Source organism: Hymenobacter sp. PAMC 26628 (assembly GCF_001562275.1).
Lineage (GTDB): Bacteria > Bacteroidota > Bacteroidia > Cytophagales > Hymenobacteraceae > Hymenobacter.
Genome location: NZ_CP014304.1, coordinates 279,528 through 297,211, shown reverse-complemented (window position 1 = coordinate 297,211; position 17,684 = coordinate 279,528). Strand labels below are relative to the sequence as shown.

18 protein-coding genes are annotated in these 17,684 nt (G+C 63.8%); 12 read left to right on the top strand and 6 right to left on the bottom strand.

Annotated features, from left to right (window positions below):
• Positions 1-15: 15 nt before the first annotated feature.
• The 3 genes from AXW84_RS01685 to AXW84_RS01675 form a co-directional block, all read right to left on the bottom strand.
• Entirely contained in the window at positions 16-1,539 is a 1,524-nt protein-coding gene (locus AXW84_RS01685) for a carboxylesterase/lipase family protein (protein ID WP_068227815.1), read from the bottom strand.
• 238 nt (positions 1,540-1,777) lie between these two features.
• Entirely contained in the window at positions 1,778-3,205 is a 1,428-nt protein-coding gene (locus tag AXW84_RS01680) for a glycoside hydrolase family 30 protein (protein ID WP_082773633.1), read from the bottom strand.
• 76 nt (positions 3,206-3,281) lie between these two features.
• Complete coding sequence (locus tag AXW84_RS01675; RefSeq protein ID WP_068227814.1) at positions 3,282-3,854, bottom strand: RagB/SusD family nutrient uptake outer membrane protein; 573 nt, start codon at positions 3,852-3,854, stop codon at positions 3,282-3,284.
• Positions 3,855-4,078: 224 nt separating this feature from the next.
• On the opposite strand from AXW84_RS01675, the gene AXW84_RS01670 reads away from it, so the two are divergent.
• The 11 genes from AXW84_RS01670 to AXW84_RS01620 all read left to right on the top strand — a co-directional run bounded on the left by AXW84_RS01670 (position 4,079) and on the right by AXW84_RS01620 (position 14,525).
• A complete protein-coding gene (locus AXW84_RS01670; RefSeq protein WP_071889747.1) occupies positions 4,079-5,173 on the top strand; it encodes a hypothetical protein in 1,095 nt (364 codons plus the stop codon).
• The gene (locus AXW84_RS01665) at positions 5,170-5,970 is read left to right on the top strand and encodes a cytidylyltransferase domain-containing protein (protein WP_068227811.1); all 801 of its coding nucleotides are present in this window, start codon (positions 5,170-5,172) and stop codon (positions 5,968-5,970) included. The genes AXW84_RS01670 and AXW84_RS01665 overlap by 4 nt, the downstream gene beginning before the upstream one ends.
• 95 nt (positions 5,971-6,065) lie before the next feature.
• On the top strand, positions 6,066-6,923 hold the full coding sequence (locus tag AXW84_RS01660) for a transketolase (RefSeq protein ID WP_068227809.1): 858 nt from the start codon (positions 6,066-6,068) through the stop codon (positions 6,921-6,923).
• A 113-nt stretch (positions 6,924-7,036) separates the two neighbouring features.
• Complete coding sequence (locus tag AXW84_RS01655; protein ID WP_068227806.1) at positions 7,037-7,990, top strand: transketolase family protein; 954 nt, start codon at positions 7,037-7,039, stop codon at positions 7,988-7,990.
• 163 nt (positions 7,991-8,153) lie between these two features.
• Positions 8,154-9,488 carry an aminotransferase class III-fold pyridoxal phosphate-dependent enzyme gene (locus AXW84_RS01650; protein WP_068227805.1) on the top strand — a complete coding sequence of 445 codons (1,335 nt, stop codon included), beginning with the start codon at positions 8,154-8,156 and terminating at the stop codon, positions 9,486-9,488.
• 217 nt (positions 9,489-9,705) lie between these two features.
• Positions 9,706-10,512 carry an SDR family oxidoreductase gene (locus AXW84_RS01645; RefSeq protein ID WP_068227802.1) on the top strand — a complete coding sequence of 269 codons (807 nt, stop codon included), beginning with the start codon at positions 9,706-9,708 and terminating at the stop codon, positions 10,510-10,512.
• A gap of 122 nt (positions 10,513-10,634) precedes the next feature.
• A complete protein-coding gene (locus AXW84_RS01640) occupies positions 10,635-11,129 on the top strand; it encodes a KdsC family phosphatase (protein WP_068227800.1) in 495 nt (164 codons plus the stop codon).
• A 126-nt stretch (positions 11,130-11,255) separates the two neighbouring features.
• Complete coding sequence (locus AXW84_RS01635; RefSeq protein WP_068227798.1) at positions 11,256-12,140, top strand: N-acetylneuraminate synthase family protein; 885 nt, start codon at positions 11,256-11,258, stop codon at positions 12,138-12,140.
• A 283-nt stretch (positions 12,141-12,423) separates the two neighbouring features.
• Positions 12,424-13,461, top strand: coding sequence for a sterol desaturase family protein (locus AXW84_RS01630; protein ID WP_071889744.1), 1,038 nt, complete (start codon positions 12,424-12,426; stop codon positions 13,459-13,461).
• Positions 13,458-13,841, top strand: coding sequence for a DMT family transporter (locus AXW84_RS01625; protein ID WP_082773632.1), 384 nt, complete (start codon positions 13,458-13,460; stop codon positions 13,839-13,841). Before AXW84_RS01630 ends, AXW84_RS01625 begins: the two co-directional genes overlap by 4 nt.
• Before the next feature lie 27 nt (positions 13,842-13,868).
• Complete coding sequence (locus AXW84_RS01620) at positions 13,869-14,525, top strand: response regulator (protein WP_068227796.1); 657 nt, start codon at positions 13,869-13,871, stop codon at positions 14,523-14,525.
• A gap of 49 nt (positions 14,526-14,574) precedes the next feature.
• Here the strand turns inward: AXW84_RS01620 and AXW84_RS01615 are convergent, their stop codons facing one another.
• A complete protein-coding gene (locus AXW84_RS01615; protein WP_068227794.1) occupies positions 14,575-15,300 on the bottom strand; it encodes a DUF1345 domain-containing protein in 726 nt (241 codons plus the stop codon).
• A gap of 104 nt (positions 15,301-15,404) precedes the next feature.
• Here AXW84_RS01615 and AXW84_RS01610 point away from each other — a divergent pair, with 104 nt between their 5' ends.
• The gene (locus tag AXW84_RS01610) at positions 15,405-16,895 is read left to right on the top strand and encodes a nicotinate phosphoribosyltransferase (RefSeq protein WP_068227791.1); all 1,491 of its coding nucleotides are present in this window, start codon (positions 15,405-15,407) and stop codon (positions 16,893-16,895) included.
• Between the two features lie 62 nt (positions 16,896-16,957).
• Here AXW84_RS01610 and AXW84_RS01605 read toward each other — a convergent pair whose 3' ends face one another.
• Together AXW84_RS01605 and AXW84_RS01600 are read right to left on the bottom strand one after the other, a co-directional pair.
• Positions 16,958-17,299: a nucleotidyltransferase domain-containing protein gene (locus AXW84_RS01605; protein ID WP_071889741.1), complete on the bottom strand. Its 342-nt coding sequence runs from the start codon at positions 17,297-17,299 to the stop codon at positions 16,958-16,960.
• Positions 17,275-17,667: a HEPN domain-containing protein gene (locus AXW84_RS01600; RefSeq protein ID WP_068227787.1), complete on the bottom strand. Its 393-nt coding sequence runs from the start codon at positions 17,665-17,667 to the stop codon at positions 17,275-17,277. Before AXW84_RS01600 ends, AXW84_RS01605 begins: the two co-directional genes overlap by 25 nt.
• Between the last annotated feature and the right edge of the window lie 17 nt (positions 17,668-17,684).

Genomic DNA, 17,684 nt, shown 5'->3' with positions numbered 1-17,684 from the left:
GGAAATAGCAGATTATCAGAGCCGGAAGGCCTGGGTGGGAAAGGCCGCGTCCTCGTAGGGCGCGGGCAGCGGCCGGGCGCGGCTCACCGAGTCGAACACCATGGCCTGGCGCTGGGCCGGGCGGTAGGCAGGCCACGCCGCCCCCGGCGTGCCGGTGGCGATGAAGGCCACCCAGCGCTGGTGCATTTGGGCGGCCAGGGCGCGGGCCGGGGCGCTTTGGCGAGCCACGGGGCCCAGCGCGTTCCAGGCGTAGCCCAGTTCCTGGGCGTGCACCGGGCCGGGGCCCCCAGGCGTTTGGTAGTCGAAGCGGTATAGCCAGGTGGGCTGGCCGGCGTCGGCCAGCGTGCCCGCCAGCCGGTACGAGGCCAAGCGGTAGAGGTAGTCGGTGTTGTTGCGCAGCCAGGCTGGGCCGGTGGGCGGGGCGGCAGCGCGGCGCTCGTAGGCCTGCCACACTTGGCCGCCGTTGGTGCCGAACAGCGTCGTCAGCACCTCGGCATTGGGCTGTTGCAGCGCCGGCCAAAAGCCCATAAACAAGGCCGCCTCGTCGCGGTTGGTGCCCACCAGGGCCCTGAGCGGCGCGTGGTCGGGCCGGGCCAGGTAGGCCAGGGGCGCTTCGGGAATGGTCACGCCATCGAGCACGGGGCCAAACAGCTGCAGGCCCGCGGGACCGGCCGCAATTTTCTCTTGGGCCCGGATGAGGTCGGCCGTGGGCAGCGTCAGGAGCTGGCTGGCTTGGTCGGGGCGCAGGCCTAGGGCTCCTAGCAGGCGCTGGGCCACGGCGGCGGCCGTGGCGGTGTCGCGCACGGCCTGCACCCCGCCGCTCTCCAAAATCACTTGCTGAAACAGGCCCCGGGCGGCGGGCGTGGCCAGCACGGCGCCCACCAGCTTGGCTCCTGCCGACTCGCCCATCACCGTGACGCGGCCCGGGTCGCCGCCAAAGGCCGCAATGTTGTCGTGCACCCAGCGCAGGGCCGCCACCGCGTCGAGCACGCCGGCGTTGCCCGACTGCCGATAGGCGGGCCCCAGCCACTGGCTCAGCTGTAAGAAGCCCAGGCTGCCGAGCCGGTAGTTGATGCTGACCGCCACGATGCTGTCGTGGCGGGCAAAGTTGCCGCCGTCGAAGTCGCTGCCCGCGCCGCCCGTAAAGGCCCCGCCGTGCACCCACACCACCACCGGTTTGGCCCGCCGCGCCCGTACCGATGGCGTCCACACGTTCAGGGTCAAGCAATTGTCTTCACCCTGGGGCCCCGTGGTGCTGCCCTGCGGCGCCCGGGGCCCAAAGGCCGTGGCGGGCCGCACCTCGGCCCACGGCGCCAGCGGCCGAGGCGGCAAAAACCGCCCCGCGCCCACTGGCGCCGCCGCGTAGGCCACGCCCTTGAACACCACCAGGCCATCGGCCGCGCGGGTGCCTCGCAGGCGGCCGGCCCGGGTTTGGCACACGGGCCCGGGGCCCGGCGCGGCGGGCTGGGCATGGGCCGTGGGCGGGGCGAACAGCGGCCAGCAGACGGCCAGGGCGAAAGGTTTTAGCCACCGAAGCATAAGAAAACAGTTGGTTGGGGCGCAAAGAAAACGCCCCGCTACCAGACGTAGGTGGCCATCGCGCCGCCGGCCAGCAAAGTGGCCAGCGCCTTGCCTTTATACTGGGTGTTAAAGACTTGCCTTTCTTCTGGCAGCCGCTGGCTAGCATCCGCAGCAGGCCACCAGCCAGGAAGGGTTTATTAAATAGCTGAAAATTAGAATAAACCGGAAAGGAGAAGAAGGAAGAAGCGCCGGGGCCCTACCACACGTAGGTGCCCACTGCGCCGGCCGCCAGGGTAGCGGCCAGCACGCGCCCCTGGCTGCGCACGGCGAAGGCCTGGGGGCTCTTGCCTTCGTTCAGCACCACCAGCACGGTGCGGCCGGCGGGGGTTTTGAAGGCCACGTTGGGCAGGCCCGCGGGCAGCGTGGAGGCGATGCGCACCGAGCCGGGGCGCACGAACTTGCTGGCGTGGGCCGTGATGTAGTAGGCCGGGTTGCGGGTCACGGCATCGCCGGGGGCCAGGGTAATGGCGCCCAGGCACTCGGTGCAGCCGCCGGGCGTGTGCGGGTTTTGCTGCGGGTCGGCGGCCAGGTTCCACTCCAGCACGGTGCGGCACCAGTTACGCGTGGCCCCGATGGTGAGCTGCTTGGTGTGCCAGGCCAGGTCTTTGGGCAGGTTGCCGGGGGCCCCCACCCACTCCTCGGTGAAGTACAGGTTTTTGGTGGGGTACTTGGCGTGCACCTGCGCCAGGGCCCCAATCTCGCCCCGGTAGAGGTGGAAGGCCGAGCCGTCCACATAAGGCCGGGCCATGACGTCGTCGAGCACCGTCAGCGGGTAGTCGGGACGGTCGGCGTTGTGGTCGTAGCAGATGATTTTGGTTTCCAGCTTGGCGGCTTTGAAAGCCGGGCCCAGGCTTTTGCCGATGAACACGGCCTGGTCGGCGGCTTCCATCAGCAGGCTGGGGTTGTTGCCGGGGTGCAGCGGCTCGTTCTGCACCGTCACCGCGTCTATCCGGATGCCGTGCGCTTTCATGCCCTGGAGGTACTTGACGAAGTACCGGGCGTAGGCGTCGTAAAAATCGGGCTTGAGGCTGCCGCCCTTCGAGTTGCCGTTGGTTTTCATCCAGGTCGGCGGGCTCCAGGGCGAGCCCAGTAGCTTAATGTTCGGGCTAATGGCCAGGATTTCCTTCAGCACCGGAATCAGGTCCTTTTCATCCGGCGCGAGGCTGAACTTGGCCAGCGTGGGGTCGGTTTCGCCGGCCGGCAGGTCGTCGTAGCTGAACACCTGCGCGTCCAAATCCGAGGCGCCGATGCTCAGGCGCAGGTAGCTCACGCCGATGGCGTTGCCCGCCGTGCCGAACAGCTCTTGCAGCAGCTTGGCGCGGGCCGGGGCGCTCATGGCGCGCAGCAGCTGGGCGCTGCCGCCCGTCAGGCAGTACCCGAAGCCGTCGATGCCCTGGAACTGCTGGGCCGCGTCCACTTCAATCACCGGGGCCCCGGCCGGGGCCCCCGCCCCCGCCGCCCCAAAGGCCAGGGCCCCCGCCTGCCGCTGAAACAGCGCCGTGCGGTCGGGCGTGGTCAGCCACAGCTCGGCCTTGGGGCCCCCGGGCGCGGGGCGCGGGGCCGGCGCCGCCAGCCCCAGGGCCCCCAGCAATACTTTAGAAACGAACGGGAACGAGAAGGGCATCGGGCAGGAAGGGTTAGGAAGGACCAGAAAGCAAACGAGCGGAACCCACCGGGCCCCGCTCGTGGCGTGTAAAGCGTTAGTAGCCGGGATTTTGTTGCCCCTGGGGGTTGGTATTTAACTCGGTCTGGGGCAGTGGGAAGAGCAGGTAGTTTACGTTGCGGGCGCCGCTGCGCTGCTGGGCAATCAGGTCCAGGGCCGTCACGGCGTGGGTGGCCGAGGCGTCGGCGGCGGTGTGGCGGGCGTAGCGCAGCAAATCGAACCACCGCTCGCCGTCAAAGGCCAGTTCCAGGCGGCGCTGGAGGTCAATCTGGTTGCGCAGCGCCTGCTTGCTGGCGGCCTGCGGCGAAGCCGGGGCAAGGGCAGCCAGGCCGGCGCGCTGGCGCACCAGATTCAGCTTGGCCAGGGCGTCGGCGGTGGGGCCGTTCTGCTCGTTCACGGCTTCGGCGTAGGCCAGCAGCACTTCGGGGTGGAAGCTCAACGCGCGCTCCATGCCCGCCCGCATGGCCTGCCGCCAGGGCCCGTTGGTGCTGCACTGCGAGAAGCCGATGCGGTACGCCGGCGCCGCCGGGGCCCCGCACCCCGCCAGCAGGGCCAGGCCCAGCGCCCCTTGCCCCACCCAAAGCCCGGCCCTACGCAACCCGTTCGTCATGGTACCCAGTGCCTAGCCGTCCCCGTTGTTTCAAAGATACAGTTTGTTTGATTGTGGCCTCCCGCGGCGCCGTTGGCCCCCGGCGGCGCCGTTAGCCACCAGGCGCTGCGCAAATTTTACCCGAAACCGCGCAAATTTTACCCCAAAGTAGTGGGAAAATGACGCGCTACGGCCGGCCGCCGTAAATTTGCTTCCCGTTTGGCTTTTGCCCCCCTCCCACCCGTATGCCGCGCAAAAAAGTCTTGTTTCTGATTGGTTCGCCCAACCAGACCACGCAGATGCACCAAATTGCCGAGCTGCTGCGCGACGAGTTCGACCCATACTTCAGCCAGCTGTACTACGACGGGTGGCAGCGCGGCTTCTACCGCTTCCTCATCTGGTCGAACGTACTGAAAGGCACCGTGGTTACGGGCCACATCAAGGCCAAAGCCGACCGCTACCTGGCCGCCCACGGCCTGCCCAACGACTTCGAGGCGCGCGTGTTTCGGCACGACTACGACCTGGTGGTGTGCTGCTCCGACCTAATTGTGCCCTGGAACCTGCTGGCCAAAACCAAGTCCGTGTTCGTGCAGGAGGGCATGACGGACCCGCTCAACCTGTGGGCCCGGCTCGTGAAGCGCTTCACCCGCTATCCTGTGCTCACCATCAGCACGGCCCTGAACGGGATGAACAACTGCTGCGATGTGTACTGCGTGGCCTCGAACGGCTACGCCGAGCACTTCAAGCAGGTAGGGGTGGACGCGGCCAAGCTGGTGGTGACGGGCATCCCCAACTTCGACGACGTGGAAAAGCTGCGCCGCAACAGCTTCCCGCACCGCGGCTACGTGCTGGTGGCCACCACCGATATGCGCGAAACTTACCGGCCCGACAACCGCAAGCGGTTCATCGGTGAGGCCGTGCGCATCGCCGCCGGCCGGCCCATGATTTTCAAGTTCCACCCCAACGAAAACATGGCCCGCGCCACCGCCGAAGTGCAGCGCTGGGCCCCCGCCGGCGCGCTCATCTACACGGAGGGCAACACCGAGGAGATGATTGCCAACTGCGCCGAGCTCATCACTCAGTACAGCACCGTGGCCTTCGTGGGCTTGGCCTTGGGTCTGCCGGTGCACTCGTACTTCGACGTGGAGGACCTGAAGCGCAAGCTGCCCTGGCAAAACCACGGCACCTCGGCTCGCCGCATTGCCGACGTGTGCCGCCGCTACGCCGGCTTTGCCGGCAGCGGCCCGGCGTTTCTGAAACAATACCAGCCCGAGGCCTTTTCTACGCCCGCCGCGGGGCCCCCAGCCGCTGCCCACGCGGCCCAACCCGCCCGCCCGTGAACATCCTCACCGTCATCCAGGCCCGCCGCGGCTCGTCGCGCCTACCCGATAAAGTCAGCCTGCCGCTGGCCGGCCAGCCCCTGCTGGTGCGCATGGTCGAACGGGTTCAGTTGGCCAAGCTGGCCGGCCAAATCGTGGTGGCCACCACCACCGATGCGGCCGACGATGCCCTGGCGGAAATGTGCGAAGCCCACAATATCAACGTATTCCGCGGCGCGCCCACCGACCTGCTCGACCGCCACTACCAGGCGGCGCTGGCCATTGGCAACGTCGATGCAGTGGTGAAGATCCCGTCCGACTGCCCGCTCATCGACCCTGCCGTGATTGACCAAGTACTGGGCTATTACATAGCTACAGCCAGGCAGTACGATTTCGTAAGCAACCTGCACCCCGCCACCTACCCCGACGGCAACGACGTGGAAGTGATGCCCCTGGGGGCCCTGGCCACAGCCTGGCGTGAGGCCCAGCGCCCGCTCGAGCGCGAGCACACCACACCCTTCTTCTGGGAAAACGCCGGCCGCTTCCGCCTCGCCAACGTAACCTGGGAAACGGGGCTCGACTATTCGATGTCGCACCGCTTTACCATTGATTACCGCGAAGATTACGAATTTATTCAGGCGGTATTTGAGGAGCTTCATCCGGCTAATCCAGCGTTCGGTTTGGACGACATCCTAACTTTATTAAAGCAAAGGCCGGACATTTACGCCCTCAACGCCAGCCTGGCCGGTGTGAACTGGTACCGCAATCATTTGGATGAGCTAAAAACCGTGGCCGCCGACCAAACCAAGTCTTTATAGTTGTCAGTTGGTTGTTGTCAGTTGTCCGCCTGAAAGACCCTCTGATAACACCCCAGTAATACCTGACAACTGACAACTAGCAACTGACAACCAAGATGACTTCCGAAAAACAAGACGAACTGAAAGCCCTGGCCCTGCGCGTGCGCGAGCACATTGTGCGCCTGAGCACCGACGGCGGTTGCTTCACCGGCGCTTCGCTGAGCTGCGCCGACCTACTGGTGTACCTCTACGCCGACTTCCTGAACATCAGCCCCGCTACGGTGGACGCGGCCGACCGCGACTTCCTGTTCCTGAGCAAGGGGCACGACGTACCGGCCCTCTACGGCACCTTTGTCGAGCTGGGCTTCATGCCCAAAGAGCGCCTGGCCAACCATTTGAAATCAAACGACAGCATTTATTGGCACCCCAACCGCTCGGTGCCGGGCGTTGAGTTTCACTCGGGCTCGCTGGGCCACCTGCCCTCCGTGGGCCTGGGCGTGGCCTTGGATAATCGGATGCGGGGCCTGAAAAACCGCACCATCGTCATCACCGGCGACGGCGAGTTGAACGAAGGCTCGGTCTGGGAAACCGTGCTGGTAGCCGCCGCTCACAAGCTCAGCAACTTCACGCTGGTCGTGGACCGCAACCACTTCCAGGCCAACGTGGCCACCGAAGACCTGATTCCGCTGGAGCCTCTGGGGCCCAAGTTCGAGGCTTTCGGCTGGGCCGTGCAGCGCATCGACGGCCACAACTTCGCGCAGTTGGAAGAGGCCTTCGGGGCCCTGCCCTTCTCCGCTGACAAGCCCTCGGTTATCATCTGCGACACGGTGCGCGGCCGCGGCCTGCCCAGCATTGAAGCCCGCGCCGACCGCTGGTTCTGCAACTTCTCCTCGGACGAAATCACGCAGCTACTGGCCGAATTGCACAGCCAGGAAGCCACTACGCTCACCAGCGAAACGCTGACGGTGCGTTAGCTGTCATTCCGATCAACACGAGGAATCTGGGTTGCTCGGAATCAGTAATACGGTAGCAGAATTTGGCTCAGATTCCTCCCTTTGGTCGGAATGACAACCTTGGAATTGATTTTATGAACTACGAAGAACTGATCAAAGAAACGGCCCTGGCCGACGACCGCCTCATCGTGATGACGGCCGAAAACCGCGCCCTCATCCGCAACCTGCCGGCCGTGCTGGGGCCCCGATTCATCGACACCGGCATCACCGAGCAAACCCTGATTGGGGCGGCGGCCGGGCTGGCCCTGCGCGGGCGCATCCCGGTGGTGCACGCGCTGGCCACCTTCCTCACACTGCGGGCCTTTGAGTTTATCCGCACCGACGTGGGCATCGGCCAGCTGCCGGTGAAAATCAGCAGCTTCGTGCCCGGCTTTCTGTCGGACGGCAACGGCCCCACCCACCAGGCCATCGAGGACGTGGCCCTGATGCGCGGCATCCCCGGCATGACCGTTTTCGCGCCCGCCGACGAGGCCGACATGCTCGGCATGCTGCCCCAGATTTGGGCCTCGCCCAGCCCAGCCTACGTGCGCATCAACACCCGGCCCAGCACTTACCAGCACGCTCCGTTTGAAATGGGCAAGGCCGAGGTAGTAGCCACCGGCACCGACGCTACCATCCTCGTGTACGGTATGCTGTTCGAGCAGGCCCTCATTGCCCGCGAGCTGCTCGAAGCCCAGGGCAAGTCGGTGGGCCTCGTGAACATGCGCACCCTCAAGCCCGTGGACGAAGCCGCCCTGCTGCAAGTGGTGCGCGCCGGGGGCCTGGTCGTGACGCTGGAAGACCACTTCCAGACCGGCGGCCTCTACTCCATCCTGGCCGAGGTGCTGCTGAAGAACGAGCAGACCGCCAAGGTGCTGCCCATCGCCCTCAACGAGAAGTGGTACAAGCCCGGCCTGCTGAGCGAAGTGCTCGAATACGAAGGCTTCACGGGCCAGCACATTGCCCAGCGCATCGCCGAAAAGCTGGGCGCCAACCCCGCCGCCATCACCACCAAAACCGAAGTGGTGGAGAATGAATTCGCTGAGTAGCAATTCAAAAGGCAAGCGGCTTGTGCCAACCAACTAGGCCGTCATGCAGAGCGCAGCGAAGCATCTTTCCCGCACCAGTAAACCATGATTAGTGACGCGAAAAAGATGCTTCGCTGCGCTCTGCATGACGTCCGATAAACCAACTCAAACGTTTCCGAAACCTATGCCCAACACCGTTTCTTCCAACGCCAACTACCCCGACTTCACCGAGTCGGACGCGCTGTACGCCCGCGCCACTTCCATCATGACGCCGGTGACCCAGACCCTGGCCAAGGGCCCCGGGCAGTACACCAAGGGCGGGGCCCCCAAGTACGTGAAGCGCGGCAAGGGCGCCCACATCTGGGACGTGGACGGCAACGAATACCTTGATTTCCAGATGGGTATCGGCCCCATTTCACTGGGCTACGCTTACCAGCGCGTGGACGACGCCATCCGGGCGCAGCTCGAAGACGGCATTACGTTCTCGATGATGCACGAGCTGGAAGTGCAGTTTGCCGAACTTATCCACGAGATTATCCCCAACGCCGAGAGCATCCGCATCAGCAAGACCGGCGCCGACGTGTGCTCGGCGGCGGTGCGCGTGGCCCGCGCCTTTACGGGGCGGCCCCATGTGCTGTGCTGCGGCTACCACGGCTGGCACGATTGGTACATCGGCACCACGAGCCGCGACAAGGGCATCCCGCAGGAAAGCAAGGACTTAGTAGACGCCTTCGAGTATAACAACCTCGACTCGTTCAGGAAATTGCTGACACCCGAGGTGGCCTGCGTCATCCTGGAGCCGTTCATTTTCGACGCGCCCAAAGACAACTTCCTGCACGAAGTAGCCCGCCTGTGCAAAGAGAACGGCACGCTGCTGATTTTCGACGAGATGTGGACCGGCTTCCGCATCGCCGTGGGCGGCGCCCAGGAGTACTTCGGCATCAAGGCCGACCTGGCGGTGTTCTCGAAGGCGTTTGCCAACGGGATGCCAATTTCGCTGCTCACCGGCCGGCGCGACGTGATGCAATTGTTCGAGCAAGACGTATTTTTCTTCACCACCTTCGGCGGCGAGGCCCTGAGCCTAGCCGCGGCCATGGCCACCATCGCCGAGATGCGCGAGCAAAACGTGCCCGCCCGCCTCGCCGAGCAAGGCAATAAGCTCAAGGAAGGCTACAACAAAATCGCCGCCGACCTCGGCCTGAGCCAGTACACCAAGTGCTACGGCTACGACTGCCGCAGCATCGTCACCTTCGACGCCAGCGCCGGCAACCCCCTGGAAGTGAAGGCCTACGTGCAGCAGGAGCTGTTCAAGCGCGGCATCATGTGGGGCGGCTTCCACAACATGTGCTTCTCGCACACCGACGCCGACGTGGCCCACGCCCTGGCCATGTACGCCGAAGTATTGCCCCTGCTAAAGGAGGCCATCGAAGCCGGCGATGTGGCCGCCCGCCTGCACGGCGAGCCGGTGGAAGCCGTATTCCGCAAGGTGAGCAACGCTGCGCCAGCCAAGGTGAAGTAAAAATTTAGGGCCCCTGGAGAACCTGGGGCCCTAAATCCTTACTTCACCTTGGCCGTCATGCGGAGCGCAGCGAAGCATCTTTCCCGCAGCAGTAAACCACGATTAGTGAAGCAGGAGAGATGCTTCGCTGCGCTCGGCATGACGGCCTGGGGTGAATGGCCTAGAACAAATAACCCGGGACAGTTTAGGGCCCCGGGCCAGCATGCCTAATTCCTTTATGAACCTCTTCGACCTGACTAACAAAACGGCCATCGTCACCGGCGCGTGCGGGCTTATTGGCCGGCAGCACTGCGCGGCACTGGCCGCGGCCGGCGCCAACGTGGTAGTGGCCGACATCAACCAAGCCGCGGCTGAAGCAATGGCGGCCGGCTTGCCCGGGGGCCCCCACCTGCCGTTGGCCGTGGACGTTACTAGCCCCGAATCGCTGGCGGCGGCGCGCGACCAGATTATCAGCCAGTTTGGGCACATTGACGTGCTGGTGAACAATGCGGCCATCAACGACATGTTTGAGAACCCAGCGCTGGCGGCGGACCTCAGCAAGTTTGAAAACTTCCCACTCGCTACCTTCCAGAAGGTGCTGGAGGTGAACGTGACGGGGATTTTCCTGGCGGCGCAGGTTTTCGGCACGCCGATGGCGGCGCAGGGCAGCGGCTCCATCATCAACGTAGCCAGCACCTACGGCATCGTGGGGCCCGACCAGAGCATTTACCGCAACGAGGCCGGCGAGCAAACCTTCTACAAGTCACCTTCTTACCCCATGACCAAGGGCGCGGTGGTGAACTTTACCCGCTACCTGGCCGCCTACTGGGGCAACAAGGGCGTGCGCGTGAACACGCTCTCGCCGGGCGGCGTGGAGAACAGCCAGGACGCCTTTTTCGTGAAGCAGTACAGCGCCAAAACGCCCCTGGGCCGCATGGCCGCCGCCACCGATTACCAGGGCGCCGTGGTATTCCTGGCCTCGGAAGCTTCGGCCTACATGACCGGCGCCAACTTGGTGGTGGACGGCGGCTGGACGGCCATCTAGCACTGTAGCGCGGCCTTTGTAGTCCGCGGCTCTCGCTTCGCCCTGCCGATTACCACCTAACAATTATTATGCAACGACGCGGACTATAAATTCCGCGCTATAGCACTTCAACCCTTCCTTAAGTGAATTTAACCGACCTCCAAGCCCGCGCTAAACGCATTAAATTGCTGCTGACTGACTGCGACGGCGTGCTCACCGACAACGGCGTGTACTACTCCGAGCGCGGCGAGGAAATGAAGCGCTTCAGCATCCGCGATGGCATGGCCGTGGAGCGCCTGCGGGCCGTGGGCGTGGAAAGCGGCATCATGACCGGCGAAACGTCGGGCTCTGTGCAGCGGCGGGCCGACAAGCTGCGCATCACTGAGCTGCACCTGGGCATCAAGGACAAGCCGGCGCGGCTGCACGAAATCATCGCCCGCACGGGCCTGGCGGCCGAGGAGATTGCCTTCATCGGCGACGACACCAACGACGTGGAAATCCTGAAGCTGGTGGGCCTGGCGGCCTGCCCCGGCGACGCTACCAGCTTCGCGCGGGCCGTGGCCGATTTCCACTGCGAGACGCGGGGCGGCCACGGCTGCTTCCGCGAATTGGCCGAATTTATTATCGCCAGCCGGTAAAATAAAACCGCTGGGCGTACGTCTGGGGCCCTGGGGCCCTAAACAATCCTGCAATCCTGCTTATTTCGTAGCATTATCTCATATTCGGCCAGCTCCTGGCCCTACTCCCACCCCACCCGCTTTGGCATGAGCACCGTACAAATCAAGAAAAACCGCAGCATTGGTCCCGGCCAGCCCTGCTACATCATCGCCGAAATTGGCATCAACCACAACGGCTCCGTTGATATTGCCAAGCAGCTCATTGACGCCGCGGTGAGCGCCGGCTGCGATGCCGTGAAGTTCCAGAAGCGCACCCCCGAGCTGTGCGTGCCCAAGGACCAGTGGGAAAAGATGCGCGACACCCCCTGGGGCCGCATGAGCTACATCGACTACAAGCGCAAAACCGAGTTTGGCCTGGAAGAATACACGGCCATCGACGACTACTGCAAGGCACGCGGCATCGACTGGTTTGCCTCGTGCTGGGACGAGCCGTCGGTCGATTTCATGGAGCAATTTCAGCCCGTGCTCTACAAGATGGCGTCCGCGTCGCTCACCGACAAGCCCCTGCTCGACCGCGTGCGCGCCACCGGCCGCCCGCTGATGCTGAGCACCGGCATGAGCACCCAGCACGAAATCACGGACGCCGTGGCCTACGTGGGCCTTGATAACCTGATGATTGCGCATAGCACCTCGGCCTACCCCTGCCCCCCGGCCGAGCTGAACCTGCGCATGATCCAGACCCTACAAGCGCAATTCCCGAACACGCCCATCGGCTACTCGGGCCACGAAACCGGCCTGAGCACCACCGTGACGGCCGTGGCCCTGGGCGCCACCTTCGTGGAGCGCCACTTCACCCTCGACCGCGCCATGTGGGGCTCCGACCATGCTGCCAGCGTGGAGCCCGGTGGCATGGCCAAGATGGTGCGCGACATCCGCGACACCGAAACTGGCCTCGGCAACGGCGTGAAGGTGGTGTACGAAAGCGAGAAAGAACCCCTGCGCCGCCTGCGCCGCGAGGTGACGGCCGCCTAGGGTCAGCTTTTAAAACTGGCGCAAACGGCAATACGGTCATGCTGAGATTGCCGAAGCATGACCTTTTTCGGCCTATCGGTTTTACTTAAGTACCTCAGGCACCGTTTAAAATTCGTAGTCTGCCGTATTACTTGAAACTATTCGGGCCGCTCGCTTTTTTAGTGAGCGGCCCGCTTTTGTAAAGCCAATCAGGCGCGGGCCGCCCTGCCTTATTTGCCTGGCTTTTGACCGAAATACTCGAAAGCTAATAGCCAACGGCTATCAGCTAAAAGCTTAAATAATCATGCTGGAGACGCTAAGCAGCTTTTACAACGGCCTCAACCCGGTGGGCCGCACCACGGTCATCACCACGCCCATTTTGCTGCTGGCGGTGGTGGTGCTGCTGGTGCTCGAGCGCAAGTACCCGTACCGCAAGGGTTTGCCGTTCTTCCGCGAAGGATTGTTTCTCGACTTGTTTTGGTACACGCTGGTGCAGAGCTATTTCCTGCAAATCCTGATTTTCGGGTTCATCATTGCGCCGCTGGCCAAGCACTTCGGGGCCCAATTTCATTGGGTGAGCGATTGGCCGGTGGCGGCGCAGGTGGGCTTTTTCGTGGTCACGCACGACTTTTACATCTACTGGTTCCACCGCTTCCAGCACAACAGCGCCTTCTTCTGGCGCACCCACGAGGCGCATCACTCGGGCAAGCAGGTGGACTGGCTAGCCGGTTCCCGCTCGCACGCGGTCGAAATCATCATCAACCAAACCATTGAGTTTGCGCCCATCATCTTGCTGGGGGCCAACCCCATTGTGGTGCCCATCAAGGCCTTGATTGACGCCGTGTGGGGCATGTACATCCACGCCAACGTGGACGTGAAATCGGGCAAGTTGCAGTACGTCATCAACGGGCCCGAAATGCACCTTTGGCACCACGCCGACCACGAGGAAGTGTACTTCGCCAACTTCTCCACCAAGTTTGCGGTGTGGGACTGGCTATTTGGCACCGCCTACCTGCCCGAAGGGCGCAAGCCCATTCGCTGGGGCCTCCCCTACGCGTTTCCGAAGGATTACTTTTTGCAGCACGCCTTTTCGGTGCGCCGCTTCGATGAGGGGGCCCTGGCCGAGAAATCGGCCCTGTTCCGGCACTACCACGGCGTGCGCTTCCGGCTGCTGAGCTGGGTGGGCCAGCGCGTGCCCGTCGCCCGGGTGCTGCAAGGCTGGGCGGTGCCCGACGGGGCCCCGGAAACCGTGGGCCGCCGCCCCGGCGACAACCCTAGCCCCGCGACGCCCGTTACCCCGGCCGCCGCCGAATCGTCCCGCCCCGTCAACGCCTTGTCTTGAATTTAGTCGCCAATTCCGCCTGGATTTTTCTGTTCCTGGCTTCCGTGATGGAAGTGTGCTGGAACTACAGCTTGAAATACACCAGCGTAGCCAAAATCAAGGCCATCGACTGGTCGCAGTTTTTCGCGGCCCCGGCCGGGCTCTACACCTTGCTGCCAGCCATTGGCTACGTGGCCTTTGGCGTGGCCAACGTGTTCTTCTTTTCCAAGGCCCTCAACCAAATACCTGCTGGTACCGCCTTCGCGGTGTGGATGGGCATTGCCCTGGTCGGCATCAAAGTGGTGGACACCCTCGTGCTCAAGGAGCCGTTTAGTGCGTGGCACGTGCTGTATATTGGGTTCATTCTGGTGGGCATCGTGGGCTTGAAGCGCACTGCGTAGGCCCCCATTTCACTTTTCGTTTCCGCCATGATTCGTCTGATGCTTGCCGACGACCACGCCATCCTGCGCGACGGTCTGCGGTCGTTGCTCGCCGCCGAGCCCGACATTGACGTGGTGGGCGCGGCCGGCGACGGTACCGAGCTGCTGGCGTTGCTGGCCACTACGCCCGCCGATGTGGTGCTGATGGACATCAACATGCCTGTGCTCGACGGCTTCGAGACCACGGCTGAATTGCAGCAGCATTTTCCCAGCGTCAAGGTATTGGTGCTCAGCATGCTCGATAATGAGCACTACGTGATGCGGATGCTTCAGGCCGGGGCCCTGGGGTACGTGCTGAAGAACGCCGCCTTTCAGGAAATTACCCACGCCATCCGCACCGTGGCGGTGGGCCACCGGTTTTTGTGCACCGAAATCGGGCTTAACATGCTCTACAAAGCAGTCAGCGACGGTTCTGTTGCCAACGGCGAGTTGGCAAAGCCCGCCGCGGGCATGAGCCTCACGGCCCGCGAGTTGGAAGTGCTCAAGCTCATCGCCGAAGGCCTCACCAACAGCGAGGTGGCCGACCAGCTCTTTACCAGCAAGCGCACCATCGAAACCCACCGCCAAAACATCATCGGCAAAACCGGCGTCAAAAACACCGCCGCCCTCATCAAGCTAGCCGTCCGGCAGGGCCTCATCAGCTAACCCAGTAGGTTGACCTTGAAGTGGTTAGCTTAAAGCATTGGCCGGGGCCCTAATTCAGCACCCCGCCAATGGTCCCGATGGTGAGGGCCACAATGGCGGTGTTGAACAGAAAGGAAATGAGCCCGTGCAGCAGGGCGATGGCGCGGATTTCGCGGCTGCTAATGCCAATGTCGGCCGTTTGCGCCGTCATGCCCACCACAAAGGAGAAATAGGCAAAATCGAGGTAGTTGGGTTCGAGCTTCGGCTCGTCTTTGTCCTTGTCGTTGTCGTCGGGAAACGTCAGGCCCCCTTGGTCGTGGCCCTGGTCGTCGGCGTCGTAGTACGAGTGGGCGTAGCGCAGCGTGAACACGCAGTGCACCAGCAGCCAGGCCAGGGCCACGGCCCCCAGGCCCAGGGCCAGGTGTAGGGCCTTTGCCCCTTTGTGCACGTCTTTGAGGGTGCCCAGCAGCCCCACCACGGCCACCAGGCTGGCCAGGGCGGCCCCGAGCACCACCAGAAAAGCCACCGTGCGGGGCAAGTCGTCGCTGGCGGCCACGCGGCGGATGTCGTCGGTATCGGCCGTGCGCATCGCGGCCAAAATCAGGAACAGGTTGACGGCCGCGAAGCCGTCCCAGCCAGCCACCGTGCGGGCCAGGGCCCCCAGCCCCGCCGGGGCCAGCCACGCGGCCAGGGCCCCTACCGCCGCGCCGAGGGCGAAGCGCCATTGCAGGCGCACCAGGCGCAGCCAGGGGCTAGGGTTTTGGGCAGGCGTGGCGGAAGTGGTGGATTTAGCCATGGGGCCCCAAGTTAGGGATTGGCCCGCGTTGGCTGGGTGAAGGGCGCGGCCGGGCGGGGCCCCGGCGCGGGCGCGCTGCCCCGGATTTTGTTTCTTTTGCCGCCATGAACCTTGCCCCCCTGTCCGGCCTCTACGCCCCGTCGCTCGCCCTCGTCACCGATTTGTACCAGCTCACGATGGCCTACGGCTACTGGCAGCAGGGCTTGCAGGACCGCGAGGCCGTGTTCCACCTCTACTTTCGCAAGGCCCCGTTCCAGGGCGGCTACGCGGTGGCCGCCGGCCTGGCCCTGGCCGTGGACTGGCTCGAAAACTTACGCTTTTCGGACGACGATTTGGCGTACCTCGGCGGCCTGCGCGGCAGCAAGGGCACGCCGCTGTTCCCACCCGAATTCCTGGCCTACCTGCGCGATTTGAAATTTACCTGCGACGTGGACGCCGTGCCCGAGGGCACCGTGGTGTTTGGCAACGAGCCGCTGCTGCGCATCCAGGGGCCCCTGCTGCAAGCGCAGCTGCTGGAAACGGCGCTGCTCACGCTCGTCAATTTCCAGACACTCATCGCCACCAAAGCCGCCCGCATCCGCGAAGCCGCAGGGCCCGACGACCAGATCCTGGAGTTCGGTCTGCGCCGCGCCCAGGGCTTCGACGGGGGCCTGGGGGCCAGCCGCGCCGCCTACCTCGGCGGGGCCGACGCCACCAGCAACGTGCTGGCCGGCCAGCGCTACGGCCTACCCGTGCGCGGTACCCACGCCCACAGCTGGGTCATGTCGTTTGCGGATGAAGAGCAGGCGTTTACGGCGTACGCCCAGGCCTTTCCCGACGATTCGGTGTTCCTGGTGGATACCTACGACACGCTCGACGGCGTGCGCCACGCCATCGAAGTAGCCAAGAAAATGCGCGCCCAAAGCCACGAGCTGGGCGGCATCCGCCTCGATTCGGGCGACCTGGCCTACCTCAGCCGCGGGGCCCGGGAGCTGCTCGACGCGGCCGGGTTTGACCAAGTGCGCATCGTGGCCAGTAACGACCTGGAGGAAAACCTCATCACCAGCCTCAAGCAGCAAGGGGCCCGCATCGACACTTGGGGCGTGGGCACGCAGCTCGTGACGGCCTACAACCAGGCGGCCCTGGGGGGCGTGTACAAGCTGGCCGCCCTGCGCACGGCCGACGGCACGGGCTGGGATTTCACGATCAAGCTCAGCGAGCAACTGGCCAAAACCAGCATCCCCGGCATCTTGCAGGTGCGCCGCTACCTCGACGAGCAGGGTCACCCGCGGGCCGACATGCTCTACAATACCGCCGTGCCGCTGCCCGAGCGCCTCGTGCTCGTCGACCCCAACGACGCCACCCGCCGCCGCCCGGTGCGCCCCGGGGCCCCCTTTCGCGAGCTGCTAGTGCCCGTGTTCCGCCAGGGCCGCCGCGTGCTAGACCTGCCCACCCTGGCCGAAAGCCGCGCCCTCGTCCAGCGCGAAGTTGCCAGCCTCGACCCCGCCGTGCGCCGCTTCCTCAACCCCCACACCTACCCCGTGGGCCTAGAGCTCAGCCTCTACGACTACCGCACGCAGCTCATCCTGGCCAAGCGCCCCCAGCGCCCGGCGTAGGGGCCCCAAGAACGGTCGGGTATCAGACGCAACAGATTGTTAAGCTGTCGACGCCAAAGCACCTATTTTTTTGCAGTAAATTCCCACTCGCCCACCACAATGCCAGTGCGCATAATTTCCTGCACAAACGGGTTCCAATCGGTGAACTGCTCGGGCGAAAAGGTGTGCGGCTCGATATCAACAAACTGTTTTTGAATGATGGCGTTGCTGATTAAGCCTACGTCCTGAAACCCGAACCCAGTGAACTCATCAGCCACCAAGGCCACGTCAATATCCGAAAATTGGCGTTGCTCGTTGCGGGCGTAGGAGCCGAACAGAATTACTTTTCGCAACGAAACATGTTGGCCACGAATGCTTTCAGCAAATAATTTGACCCGTTCTAGGGCAACTGATTGAGTAAGCATTGGCGGAGGTCGGTTACGTCTTGCAGCACCGTTTGGGTAAAAACTTTAGTGGCTTGCTGGCGCAGGTTGGCCGTGTAGCTTTCGTAGCGTCCCTCCAACTGAAAAGTATTCAATTGCTGCACAAACGTGGCCTGAGCTGGCGTCAATAACAATTGCGTATCGGCCAGCAACCGGGCAATATTATGCGTGAAGGGCGGCGTATCACCTATATTATCTTTCACCCAGAGCGCCTTAGCCAGCTTTTCGATGGTCAGGTGCGCCCAGAATAGGCACGGCACATAAATGCCGGCCGTGAACATAGTGCCTACCTCTTGCCAGTTTTGGTCGGCGGCATTCACCCAATAGGCGATGTGGTCGGCTTTTGTCACCAGGCTAAGGTAGAGAA